This window comes from Bradyrhizobium sp. 186 (assembly GCF_023101685.1).
In the GTDB taxonomy this organism is placed as follows: Bacteria; Pseudomonadota; Alphaproteobacteria; order Rhizobiales; family Xanthobacteraceae; genus Bradyrhizobium.
Window position 1 is genome coordinate 7,186,246 of record NZ_CP082164.1, and the last position, 13,116, is coordinate 7,199,361.

Here is a 13,116-nt window from a genome sequence, read left to right on the forward strand (position 1 = left end):
CCTCCGGTTCGCCGGCCAGCACGTCAGGTGCCGCGCAACAGCTCGCTCGCCACGACCCAATCGTTGCCGTCGAACTGGAGGATATAGCCGTCCTTGATGGGGCGGAAATCCTGCGGCGTGGTGTTCAGCGTGATGCCGGGCATCAGCAGCGACAGCGGCACGCCCTTCATGTTTGCCGCCTGCGCCATGATGTTCTCGCGCGTCAGCTTGTCCTTGCACTGCTTCAGCAGAACCACCAGCGCCTCGGCGACGGTGTAGCCGTAGAGGCCCGCGACGTTGTTGACGTCGGCGCTGGGCAGACGCTTCTTCATGAAGTCGATATAGGCCGTCATTGCCGGATCGTCCTTCGGTGCCTCGACGAAAGGCTTGAGCGAACCGAGCGACAGCACGCCCTTGCCGGCATCGAGGCCCGCAGGCACCATCACGGTCGCTTTGTTGGCGCAGCCGCTGGCGAGGAAACGCGTCGCCTGCCAGCCGACTTCATGGGCTTTTCGGATCGCCTGCGCGCAGGCGCGCGGCGTCACCGAATAGATCATGAAGACGTCGGCCTTGGTGTTGGCGAGTGTCAGCACCTGGGAATCGACGGTGGGATCGGTGACCTCGAAGCTCGACGCCATCGCAATCGCCTTGTCGGCATCGGCTCCAAGCGCCTCCTTGACGCCGCGGAGATATTCCTTGCCGGCGTCGTCGTTCTGATAGAGCACCGCAAAGCGCGCGTTCGGGTTCTTGGCGCGGGCATAGGCGACGTCGATCGCGGCCTCGCTGGTGTAGTTCGGCGCCCAGGGCAACGCCATCGACCAGGGCATGTTGGCCGGATCGTTCCACTTCGATGCCGAGCTGATCAGGAAGAGCTGCGGCACCTTGTTGCTGTTGAGATATTTTGCGATCGCCGAACTCGGCGCGGTGCCCATGGTCGCGAAGATGAAGGCGACACCGTCGCCCTCGACCAGCCGGCGCACCGCCTCCATGGTCTTGGGCGGCGAGAATGCATCGTCGAGCGAAATCAAATTGAGCTTGCGGCCGTTGATGCCGCCCTTGTCGTTGATCTCGTCGAAATAGCCCGCGATCACCCTGCCGGTGATGCTGAGCGGCGAAGCCGGCCCGCTATAGGGCATGGTGTTGCCGATCTTGATCTCGGTGTCGCTGACGCCGGGACCGTAGGATTTTTGCGCGGAGACGGGCGCGGACAAACAGGCGGCAGCCAGCGCTGCGGCCAGGACCAAAGCGGCTTTCATGGTTTCTCCCCGGTGATTTATCGTCGACGCGGCGAAGCGAATGCGCGGCGTGCTGCTTCTTGTCAGCGCGTCAGATCAGCGGAGTTCCACAAGGCCGTCTTGCGTCGAGTTGCTGTTGGTTAGTGGCGCCGCCGCAGACTGAAGCCCAGGCTGACCCAACCCGCACCTGCCATGATCAGGTCGATGCCGAGGAACAGGCCAAGGATATAGACGCTGTTCACCGGCCAGCGCGCCAGGATCAGCAGCCCGAGCAGCAGCGTGATGACGGCTGAGAGCGCCACCCAGACCCACGGGCTCTCGCGCTTCATGCTGAAGGCGAGAAACAGCCGGACGGCGCCGGAGGCAAGCAGGGACGCTCCCAGGAACAGGGTCAATAGCGCTGCAGCAAACAGCGGATTCTCGAAGGTCAGGAAGCCCGCGATGATGTAGAGCACGCCGAGCAACGCCCAGATCACGAATTTGCCCCAGCTCTTCATCTGGAAGGCGCCGATGACTTCCGTAACGCCGGCGACGATCATCATCGCGCCGACCACGATCACGCTCGCCACCGTCGCCATCACCATGCTGCCGAGCGCGACGAAGCCGGCAACGAGATAGACCACGCCGAGAGCGACGATCCAGCCCCATTTGGCGTGTAGCGCTGCGATGCCCGATCCCAGGCTTGAATGTTGAGAGGTATCCGAAGCACTTGTCATGACGGCTACTCCTGCATGCGAAGCCCGGAGGCACACGTCAAAATAGCACGGGCCGCACCGGGGCAACAGCCAGCAGAGCAGCCTTGGCCCGCACCAACATTGGCGCAAATCAAGATCGAATACGGCGGTTCGCGCGCACCTCAGTCCGGAATGCTGAAAAAGAACGCCGCTCCCTTGCCGACCTCCGCGTTGGCCCAAATGCGCCCGCCATGGCGTTGCACGATGCGCGATGCGATCGAAAGGCCAATCCCCGTGCCCTCGTACTGGCCGGCGTCGTGAAATCGCTGAAACGCGGCGAACAGCTTGTCGGCCTGCTGCATGTCGAAGCCGGCTCCGTTGTCTCGCACGCAATAGAATTTTTCTCCGGCCTCAGTCCAGCCGATCACCGTGATGAGCGGCTTTTCCCGGTCGCGGGTGAACTTGAAGGCATTGGCGAGCAGATTGACCAGCACCTGCCGCAGCAGGGCCCGATCGCCAATGCAAGCGGGAATGTCGCTGACATGGATGACGACTATCTCGCGGCCGCCATGTTGCCGGCGTAGCTCGTCCACGACTTCGCGAACGAGCGCCCCGACATCGACCGGCCCCTTCGATAGCGGCTGGCGGCCGAGCTGCGACAGACGCAACAGCCCGTCGATCAGGCGCTGCATGTGCTCGCCGCCTGCCATGATGGCGCCGACCAGATCCCGCGGCTTGTCAGGCCATTGCGCGGAATGATCCTCGATCAGCGTCTCGGCGTAGCCGACGATGACCGAGAGTGGACCGCGCAGATCGTGCGCGACGGAATAGGAGAATGCCTCGAGTTCCCGGTTCGCCGCCTCGAGCTCGAGGGTCCGCTCGCGGACCCGCAGCGCCAGCTCCGCGTTCTCGAGGCGCAGATGCCGTACCGCAAGCGCGCGCTCCAGCACAGGAATGACGATGCTGAGCTTGAACGGCTTGAGAATGTAATCGAGCGCGCCCGCCTTCATGGCCTCGACCGCTGTCGCGATGGTTCCGTCGCCGGTCATGATGATGGCGACGAGATCCGGATCGATCTCCTGCGCGGCCCGCAGCAGCTCGATGCCGTTCATGCCCGGCATCATCAGATCGGCCAGCAGGAGGTCGCATTTCGCGCGCCGCAGCTCCGCCAGCGCGGATTGCGCGTCGGTGAAGCCGACCGGCTGGTAATCCTCACCCGGCAACGTATCGCACAGCGCCTTCATCTGCGCCGCCTCATCGTCAACCACCAGGATGCGGGCCTTTGAATTTGCGGTCGGCATTTCCTACTCGCTCACCTCTATCGCACCTTGTGCGCGGCCGGGCCCGCAGCATCGCGCCAGCGTTTCCCTCAATTCGCGAAGCTTCGGCGGCTTGCTCAGGAGGTGGTCGACATGGGGCGGAATTTCATCCTCCGACATCAGGCGCTTGCCCCAGCCGGTCAGCATGATCACGGGCGTGGCGGGCGAGTCAGTCTTGATCGAGCTCGCCACCTTGCGTCCGTCGACATTCGGCATGCCAAGATCGGTGATCACGGCCGCGAAGGTCTCACCGCGCGCGGAAGCGGCCCGGAACGCCGCGATGCCCGCAACGCCGTCATTGGCCGTAACGACGATATGCCCGTCCGCCTCCAGCGTATTGCACAACGATTTGAGCAGGAGCGGATCGTCGTCGACCAGCAACAGGCGCAGCCGGGACGGCCTGGCGGATTCGAGCCGGTCCTGCGACGGCGCGGCCGGCACCGTCGACGGTACCGGAAAGTTCAAAGACACGGTGGTGCCGCGACCGACGGCGCTGTCGATGTCGATGTCGCCGTTGTGCCGCCGGGCGACGCCGTAGACCATCGCCAGGCCCAATCCCGTTCCGCGCTCCCCTTTCGTCGTGAAGAACGGTTCGAGGCAGCGCCGGCGGGTCTCCTCGTCCATGCCCAGGCCGTCGTCACCCACCTCGATCCGCACCTGGCCGTGCCCCTCCGCGCCGGTCACGAGCTTCGTGCGCAGCGTCAGCGTCCCGCCGCCAGGCACCGCATCGACGGCATTGAAGATGAGATTGATCAACGCTTCGCGGATTTCGCTCTCGATGCCGGAGATCGCCGGCAATGGCTCCGCCAGCTCGGTACGCAGCGCGATCACGGTTCCGCGGAGCTGCGGCATGTCGCTCCACCGCGCCCGCGTGAGGTCGACGACCTGCTGCACGAGCAGGTTGAGGTGGACCGGCATCAGCGTCAACTGCGGCTCGCGCTGCCGGTAGAACTCGCGCATGCGCGCCACGGTATGGGCCACGTCTTCGACCGCCCGCTGAATCGTCTCCAGATAATCGCGCGTGCGCGCGCTCAGGTTCGGCTCCCTTTCCAGAAGCGATTGGGTATAAAGCGACACCGGCGAGAGCGCATTGTTGATGTCATGCGCAATGCCGCTCGCCATCTGCCCAAGGGCGCGCAGCCGCTCCTGCTGCATCACGACCTGCTGGGTCTGCCGCAGATCCTCGTAAGCCTGTTGCAGGGCGCCATGGAGTTGCGCCTGATGGGCGGCGAGCGCGACATGCTCGCTCAATTGCCGCAGGAACTCGCATTCGCCGCTGCTGAAGCTGTCCCGCTCCCTTCGCCCCGCGACGAGGACTCCGAACACCCGGCTCTCCACCTGGAGCGGAGCCAGCACCATCGCGCGCAGCCCGCCCCGGGCGAGCCGGGCCGGGAACGGAAAGGAAGACTGCGCGATGTCCGGCTCGTAGACGAGTTGACCCATCACGCAACGCGAAAGGCCGTTCTCGTCGATGTCGATCCGCGAACGCTCCGGCATCGCGAGCTCCATCGCCAGCGCGCCGCTCTTGACCCCGACGCATTCCACCGTCAGCACATGATCGACCGGATCGTGAAAGCACAGGCAGCCGAACTCCACCGGCAACTGGTCTTCGAGACTGCGGACCACCACCTGGAAAATGCTGTTGAGATCCTGCCGTTCGCCGATCGCGCGGGTGATCTGGTGTAACAGGCTCAATCGGGCGAGCTGCGCCTGGGCTTTCTGCTCCGCGTGCCTGCGCACGAGAATCTCGGATTCCAGGGCATCGTTGGACGCTGCAAGTTGTGCGGTCCGCTCCTCGACACGCACTTCCAGCTCCTCGTTCAAGCGCGCGAGCTCGGCTTCCGCCCGTATCCGCTCCAGCATGTCCAATGAAGCCATCTGCATCATCGAGAGCAGCAGGACGAGGCGTCCCGCGACCTTGCCGAGGTGAGCGACCATCGCCTCGGTGTCGTGCGGAGCCTGCGAGTACAACATCGCGACGTGGCCGAGCAGAACAACAGCGCCCATCAGCGCCAGCGGGCCGAAAATGCGGTCCGCCATTCGCAATCGCCAGCACAGGACGCTGGTGATCGCCCACAATGGCGGCGCCAGGATCAACACCGGACGGGTGATCTCAAGCAGACCCGGGGGACGATATGGCGGAAGATGCTGGAAGATCACAACCAGCAGCACGCCGACAACCGCCATAAACAGCGCGAAGGCCGGCGTCCCGACCCGATCGCGCCGCGACGACCAGATCGCGGCGAGGATTCCGATCGCCAATATATGCGCCGCCGGCGGCCATGTCGCTGGCCGGAGAAATTGCCGCAAGGGTGCGACGAGCGCGAGCGGCCCCGACCATTCCACGATCACGAGGACATGGAGGAACTCAAGGATGAAGGTGGCGCCGAAGGCGATCGCGAGCCACTTGGGAAGCGGCTGTTCGATACGGGCGCCCATATCCCAGAGCAGCAATGCCAGCAGGCCCGTGATGAGGGTCATGCTGGTGTCGAGAATGGTGTGGAGTTCCGGATAGTTCTGTCGTCCGGCGCCAAGCAACAACGCGCTGCCAATACCGAAGGCGATCAAGACGCCCACGACACTGAGCGATTGGCTTGCAGGCTTGTGATTTGCAGTCCTGGCCGCGGTGCCCATATCGTTACCAAAGGAAACGTCTTTTTGAGAAAAGGACGGCCCGAATCGAACGTCAGCGATCTTTCCCCTTTTTTTACAACGTATGCAATCCATACGTGCGACAGGCGCGAGGGAAGGTGCACCAGCCATCCCGGCTCCTCGGCTGCGCGCAATCCGGCAGGTGAATTGGCTCGCCGGGGGCGCCGCCGGGCTGCCCGCCGGGCTTACGAACCCTTCCGCTCCATGTCGAGCTCGGCCCTGAGACTATCGAGATCGCGATAAATTGAGGCGACCGCGAGCACGCGTCCGCCCTTGCGGTACTTCAGCATGCAATCCCTTCCAGAGATGCTGCCATCGATCGCGATGTCATCAAAGCTCTCGGCATGGCCGACATAGTTGATCGGCACGTCGTAATGCTGGCTCCAGAAGAACGGCACGGCGTCGAAGCGTTCGCGCCGGTCCAGCATGTTGCGCGCCGCGGTCTGGCCCTGGCGCTCGGCCAGCACCCAGTGCTCGACGCGGATGTTTTGGCCGGAATGCGGATCGGGCCAGCGCGCGATGTCGCCGGCCGCGAAAATGCCGGAGGCGCTGGTTTCGAGACGTTCATTCACACTCACGCCGCGATCGATCGCAAGCCCTGCCTGCTCGGCGAGCGCAAGGCGAGGCCTCACGCCGATACCGACCACGACGAGATCGGCCTCGATGACGCCTCCGCTCTTCAGCGTCGCGCGCATTCCATCGAGCTTCTCCACGGTGTCCTTAAGGTGGAAGTTGACGCCGTTGTCTTCATGCAGCGCGCGAACGAAATCGCCCATCTCGGGTCCGAGCACGCGTTGCATCGGCCGCTCATCCGGGGCGACCACGTGCACTTCAAGCTTGCGTGCTCGCAGGGAGGCCGCGACTTCGAGGCCGATGAAGCTGGCACCAATCACCAGCGCGCGCTTCGCACTGCCCGCCGCCTTGATGATGGCACGGCTGTCGGCGACGGATCGCAAGGTGTGGACATGGGGCTGGTCGGCGCCGGGGATCTGCAATTTGACCGGCTCGGCGCCGGTCGCAAGCAGCAGCCGGTCGAACGGCAGCTTGTCACCATTACCCAACGTCACGCTGCGCGCCTTGGGATCAATCGCGGAAACATTCGTGTTGAGCCTGAGGTCGATGCCCGCGTCCGGATAGTAGTCCTCCGGCCGCAACGGCAGCCAGTCCTCCGGCGCGTTGCCGGCGAGATAGTCCTTGGACAGGTTCGGCCGGTCGACCGGCATCGCGCCGTCATTGCTGAGCATGGTGATGGCACCGGCAAATCCCTCGCGCCGGAGCGTCTCGGCCGCCGCGAATCCGGCCGCGCCGCCGCCGACGATGACGAATTTTTCGGGTATCGGCGCGATGCGGTGGGGCGCCGAAGGCTTCGGCGCCTCACGCTTGCGCTGAACCAAAATCCTGTCCCGATCCCGCGTCACTTCCCAGACTGCCAACGCATTCAGCGCCGGCGGCCGCGTGGCCTCGCCGGTGCGCAAGGAGAAGCAGGCGTGATGCCAGGGGCAGCGGATAGTGTCGTCGACCACCAGCCCTTCGGCGAGTGGCCCGTGGTAGTGGCTGCAAGCGGGCTCGATCGCAAAAACCTCATTGCCCGCCTGCACCAGCAGGACATCCTCCTCACCGACATGGCCGAGCAGCTTGCCGTCCTTGAGATCGGCGAGCGAGACGCCCTTGGTCAGGTCGGGTCCACCAGGCTTGCTCTCCTCGCTCATGGTCATCTCCCTCACGGCTGACGCTCAACTCGGGATTTGGACGGCGCCGCCTGCGAAAGGTTCCTCGCGACGCCAAAAAATCGGGTCACCCCGCCGCCTGGCGCACATCAAGCACCGCCTGCGCCCATTCGGCGGGCCGTTCCTGCGGCAGATTGTGGCCAGCCCCAGTGAACACGCGCCGCTCGAAAAAGCCCTCGAACCTGCGCGCATGATGCGCCGTGCCGGGATTGACGCCATCGCTGTCGCCATCGATCGCGATCGTGGGGACACGGATCGGTGGCTGGCCTGCGAGCTTCGCTTCGATCCCGGCATAGGCGGGATCGCCCTCAACCAGCGCGTAGCGGTGGCGGTAGGAATGGATCACGACGTCGACGAAATCAGGATTGTCGAAGGATACGGCACTCCGCTCGAACGTCGCGTCGTCGAAGGCCCATTTCGGCGACCACATCGCCCAGAGCTGGCGCGCAAAGCCACGCCGGTTACGCTCCAGCGCGCGGCGGCCGCGCTCGTTGTGAAAGAGATATTGATACCAGAGCGCCGTCTCCTCCGGCGGCGAAGCCGGCTCCATGGCGCGGGCGATGTTCTGGATATTGTAGGAATTGCCGGAGACGAGCCCGATCACGCGCTCGGGATGCAGCGCCGAGACCACACAGGCCGCGCGCCCGCCCCAGTCATAGCCGCCGACGACAGCGCGCGAAATCTTCAGCGCATCCATGAAAGCGAGCAGATCGGCGCCCAGCGCCGCCTGCTCGCCGGACCGCGGCGTCTGCGCGGAGCGAAACCGGGTCGGCCCGTAGCCGCGCAGCCAGGGCACCAGCACCCGCGCGCCCGCTTGCGCGATGATCGGCGCGGTCTCGGCGTACGCATTGACGTCATAGGGAAAGCCGTGGCCCATGATGCAGGGCCAGCCGTCGGGCGCGCCATAGTCGAGATAGGCGATATCGAGGACGGCGGTCGTGACTTCTTTTTGTTGCATGACGTACTCACGGATTTACTCGACGTCGTAGCCCGGATGAGCGAAGCGACATCCGGGATTGGGTACCGCTGGCCCCGGATATCGCTTCGCTCATCCGGGCTACGGCCCTACAACGGCCCGACCTACTTCTGCGGCCCGGACAGCGAGATGTCGCGCTCGGCGCGGAACACGTTGCTATAGAGGTTGGCGATCCACTGCCGGCCGATCTCGGTCTTGTTGAGATAGCCGATCTCGGTCTGGATGTGCGGTGCGACGCTGTTCCAATAGAATTGCGGATAGCGGTTCACGATGTCGGCGGGCGAGTCGTAGCCGAGCTGGCGGTTCATGCCCACCTCCTCGAACTCGTAGTACAGCGCGTTGGCCTTGCGCAGATAGTTGGGATCACCGAGCTGTCCGATGAAATCGGCGGCGCGCAGGATCGAAGCTTCGTCGTCGTACTCCTGCCCTTCCTGGGCCGGGAAGCGCGTCCCCTCGATGGCGCGGGCGACCCGCTCGCTGTCGAGGCCGCGGATCGGCGGCAACCGCCGCCTCACAAAAAGTTTTGAGCGGTCAACGTGATACATCATGAGACTTGCATCGGATGCACCACGCAGCAGTGACACCTTGGTCCCGATCTCGTCGATCACAAAACCGTCTTCGTCATCCTCCTCGAACAGTCCGCGCACATAGCCGATGTCGTGCGCAAGACAGGCGATCAGGATATGGTTGTAGTCCTCTCCCGAAAGGTGGGTGTGAAGATTGCGGCCAAGCAGGATCGCATGGGCGGCCAGCGTCACCAGCATCGTATGCTCGATGTTATGGTAAAGCGCGTCGCTGTTGCCGATGCATTCCATCGCGGTGCGCGTCGAGGCCTCCAGCACCCTGGCATAGGATTCGTCGAACCTGCGACGCATGAACGAGCCCAGCAACTTCTCCAGGGATTCGGCCGCCAGTCTCGGTAACGTCATCATGGATGCAGCCCCGTTGTCGGTGGTGTCCCACGCCAACTCCCGACGTCTCATTCGCGTCCTCGACGCAAAGGCCAGCATAGCCCATCTTGGGGGACTGACCAAATCCCGGGACGAAAATACGGAAATATGTTGCAGTCCCGCTTCGCAACATCACGGTTGCGGTCACAGTTAGAAACACCCTGGGGTCGTGGCCTGGACGGTGAACCACGCTCACCCCACCAGCACCACGTCGACGGCGACGCCGAGCTTCTGCTTCGGTGAGCCGATGATGATGCCGTCGACCGGAGAGACGTCGGAGAAATCGCGGCCGACCGCGAGCACGATGTGATCGTTGGCGACCAGCAAATCGTTGGTCGGATCGAAATCGACCCAGCCAAGCTCCGCTCCGCACCACAGCGAGACCCAGGCGTGGGTGGCGTCCGCGCCCTGCAGGCGCGGTCGGCCCGGCGCCGGAATGGTGCGCAAGTAACCGCTGACATAGGCCGCGGGCAGACCGAGCCCGCGAAGGCCCGCGATCATCACATGGGCAAAATCCTGACAGACGCCGTGGCGCTTGTCGAAGACCTCGTTGAGCGGCGTCGATATCACCGTCGCCTTGGGGTCATAGCGAAACTCCGTGCGGATGCGATGCATGAGATCGACGGCGCCGGCGAGGATCCTTGCACTGGGTGCAAAGCACTCCGCCGCATAGGCGCTGACGGGACGCAATACCGGCACTAGGGGGCTCGCAAAGACATAACCGACCGGCGAGGACGGCCCGAGGCTCGTCGCCTCGAAGGCAATGTCGCGGATGTTCTCCCACGACGGGCTCACCGCATCGCGCGCCGGCGGCTCGCGCGAGACCGAGACGCGCGAGCGGGAGTCGATCCGCAAGGTTCGATGCGCGGCCTCGATCACCACGCTCTCGGTCAGCGTGCCGAAGAAATCGCGGCGGACATTGCGCTCGGCAGGGCGCGGCCGGATCTCGACACTGTGCGAGACCAGTTCCTGGCCGTTGCCGTTCTTCGGCTCCAGCCGCAGCGTGCAGCGGGCGAAGCTGACCGCGCTCTCGTACTCGTAGGTGGTGACGTGACGGATATCGTAGATCACGCCAGCCCCGTGAGCTTTTCCGGCCGGCTCGCGTTGGGACCATGCGGGAAATAGTGCAGCCCGATCGCCTCGGAGAGACTGAGCAGATCCTGCTCCAGCGCGAACAGCGTCTTGACCTCGAGCTTCTCGGCTTCGGCCGTGGCGAGCATCGCCTGCACCGCGACCGCGAGCCGCTGCGGCCGCTCGATCAGGCCATGTTCCTTCAGGCTCGGCAGTGCTGCGATGTGCTCGTTCAGCGTCGCCACCTGGAACGCGACCGAGCGCGGGTTGTAGCCGTCGAGCACCGCGAGGTCGCGCACGGGAGCCAGGATCGGCGCCAGCAGATAGCGCGAGCGGTAGGTGATCTGGCAATCCACCAGCGTCAGCAGCACGTCGAGGTCCTCGTCGCCCGCCTCGTCATAGGCGAACTGCCGCGCAAATCGCGTGGTGTTGATGGCGCGCTCGGTGCGGCGGCCGATGTCGAGAAAGCGCCAGCCGGCGGCGCGATTCATGTTCTCCTGCGCAAGACCCGCAAAACTCGATAGCTCCTGCAAGGTCAGTTCGGCCGCGCTGATGACGCCGTCGTCGTCCTCGACCCCATAGGCGAGACGCTCGGTCATCTCGGTGATCACCTGCCACGCATCCGGCGACAAACGCTCGCGCAGAGAGGTGGCGGTCCGCTGCGCCGCGCGCACCAGTGACAGGGCCGAGCCGATGCGATCCGCATTCTGCAAGGCCTCAGCGGCGATTCGCCCGTGCGCCGCGCGCGAAGACTGCGAGATCGCGCCCCAGGCGACCAGCAGGCGCTGGATGCGCTCGGCCGATTGCATCGAGGCCGCAGCGCCGCCCTTGTTCGGCCCGCGCATCGGCGAGCTCAGGGCGCGCACCAGCCGCAGCGTCGCTTCGGCACGTTCGAGATAGCGGCCGAGCCAGAACAGATTGTCGGCGGCGCGGCTCGGCAGCACGCCGGCGATGCGGCGGATCCGCACCTTGTCGGTCGCGGGCAGCAGCGTCGCGGTCGAGACCTGCTTTCCGGAGACGACCCAGACGTCGGCCGCGCGCGCGCCGTCGCCCATCGACACCGCGCGTGCATCCGCCTGCTCGGCGATCCGGCAGAAACCGCCGGGCATGATGGTCCAGCCGTCGGCTGTCGCAGCCGCGAACACGCGCAGCACGAAGGGGCGCGGCGTGATCTGCCCTTGCTCCCAAACCGGCATGGTCGAGAGCCGCACCACCTCCTGGCCGACATAGTCCATGCCGCGCGTGTTGATGGAATCGATCAAGCGCTGGCGCCCGTTCGCGTCGAGCTCGCTCGCAAGCACCGGGCCGTTGCTGTCGAAGCCGGGAACGCCACGCCGATAGGCGCCTCCGATCGCGACCTCGTCGAGCCGCGACAGCACCTCGTCGCGCGCCGAACGCTGGCCGCACCACCAGGTCGCGATGTGCGGCATCTTCAGCTCTTCGCCGAGCAGGCGGCGGCTCAAGGCCGGCAGGAAGCCGAGCAGCGCGCGGGCCTCAAGCACGCCGGAGCCCGGCATGTTGGCGACGACAACGCCGTCCTTGCGCAGCGCGTCGATCAGCCCGGGCACACCTAACCGCGAGGCCGCATCGAGCTCGAGCGGATCGAGCGAGTTGGAATCGACCCGGCGGAGCAGCACGTCGAGACGCTTCAAGCCCGCCACCGTACGGATGTGGATGCGGTTGTCGCTGACAGCGAGATCGTCGCCCTCGACCAGCAGGAAACCGAGATAGCGCGCGAGCGTCGCGTGCTCGAAATAGGTCTCGCTGAAGCTGCCGGGCGAGAGCACGCCGATGCGCGGCTCGTCGCGGTCGGCGCTGGCGCGAAGGCTGTCCCGAAACGCTTCGAAGAACGGCGCGACACGCGGCACGTTCATCGACTTGTAAAGATCCGCGAAGGCGCGCGAGAGCACCAGGCGGTTCTCCAGCGCATAGCCCGCGCCCGATGGCGCCTGCGTGCGGTCGCCGAGCACCCACCAGCGGCCATCGGGCCCGCGGCCGACATCGGCGGCGTAGATCGAAAGATAGCGCCCGCCGGGCGGAGGCACGCCGCAGACCGGGCGGAGATATTCAGCACTGCCGGCGATCGCGGCGGCCGGAAGCGCACCCTCGGCGACAAGGCGGCCTTCGCCATAAATGTCGCGCAGCACGAGCTCGAGCAGCTCGGCGCGCTGCTTGATGCCGGCGGTGAGCTGGCGCCAGTCGGCCTCGTCGATCAGGAGCGGCAGATGGCTGAGCGGCCAGAGCCGGTCGGCGCTGTCGCCGGGCGCGCGGTAGGTGACGCCGGCCTCGCGGAGGTGGCGGTCGGCCATGGCAAAGCGCCGCTCGATCTCGTCGGGCGCGAGCGCGCCGAAGGCATCGAAGAAGCGGGTCCAGACCGCGCGCGGGGCGCCGTCCGGACCGAGGAACTCGTCGGGAATGCCGGGCAGACGGCTATAGTCGCGGATCCACTGCGCGACGCGGCGCTGGCCGGGCGCCCTGCCCGCCTCGCTAGTCCCCTCTGCTGCGCCCTCGCCCATGCGCCTCTCCCTGCCCC

Annotated in this window: 9 protein-coding genes; all 9 read right to left on the bottom strand. The window is 65.4% G+C overall.

Features of this window, described 5'->3' with window-relative positions:
* Positions 1-23 precede the first annotated feature (23 nt).
* The gene (locus IVB18_RS34765; RefSeq protein WP_247984812.1) at positions 24-1,235 is read right to left on the bottom strand and encodes an ABC transporter substrate-binding protein; all 1,212 of its coding nucleotides are present in this window, start codon (positions 1,233-1,235) and stop codon (positions 24-26) included.
* A 119-nt stretch (positions 1,236-1,354) separates the two neighbouring features.
* The gene (locus IVB18_RS34770; RefSeq protein WP_247984813.1) at positions 1,355-1,930 is read right to left on the bottom strand and encodes an HdeD family acid-resistance protein; all 576 of its coding nucleotides are present in this window, start codon (positions 1,928-1,930) and stop codon (positions 1,355-1,357) included.
* A gap of 140 nt (positions 1,931-2,070) precedes the next feature.
* A complete protein-coding gene (locus IVB18_RS34775) occupies positions 2,071-3,189 on the bottom strand; it encodes a response regulator (protein WP_247984814.1) in 1,119 nt (372 codons plus the stop codon).
* 3 nt (positions 3,190-3,192) lie between these two features.
* Complete coding sequence (locus IVB18_RS34780; protein WP_247984815.1) at positions 3,193-5,784, bottom strand: ATP-binding protein; 2,592 nt, start codon at positions 5,782-5,784, stop codon at positions 3,193-3,195.
* Between the two features lie 260 nt (positions 5,785-6,044).
* Positions 6,045-7,568: an FAD-dependent oxidoreductase gene (locus IVB18_RS34785; RefSeq protein WP_247984816.1), complete on the bottom strand. Its 1,524-nt coding sequence runs from the start codon at positions 7,566-7,568 to the stop codon at positions 6,045-6,047.
* An 85-nt stretch (positions 7,569-7,653) separates the two neighbouring features.
* Positions 7,654-8,544 (bottom strand): alpha/beta hydrolase, encoded by an 891-nt coding sequence (locus IVB18_RS34790; RefSeq protein WP_247984817.1) that lies wholly within the window; start codon positions 8,542-8,544, stop codon positions 7,654-7,656.
* A gap of 122 nt (positions 8,545-8,666) precedes the next feature.
* Positions 8,667-9,494, bottom strand: coding sequence for an HD domain-containing protein (locus IVB18_RS34795; RefSeq protein ID WP_247991800.1), 828 nt, complete (start codon positions 9,492-9,494; stop codon positions 8,667-8,669).
* Between the two features lie 210 nt (positions 9,495-9,704).
* A complete protein-coding gene (locus tag IVB18_RS34800) occupies positions 9,705-10,583 on the bottom strand; it encodes a transglutaminase family protein (protein WP_247984818.1) in 879 nt (292 codons plus the stop codon).
* The gene (locus IVB18_RS34805; protein ID WP_247984819.1) at positions 10,580-13,099 is read right to left on the bottom strand and encodes a circularly permuted type 2 ATP-grasp protein; all 2,520 of its coding nucleotides are present in this window, start codon (positions 13,097-13,099) and stop codon (positions 10,580-10,582) included. The genes IVB18_RS34800 and IVB18_RS34805 overlap by 4 nt, the downstream gene beginning before the upstream one ends.
* Positions 13,100-13,116 lie beyond the last annotated feature (17 nt).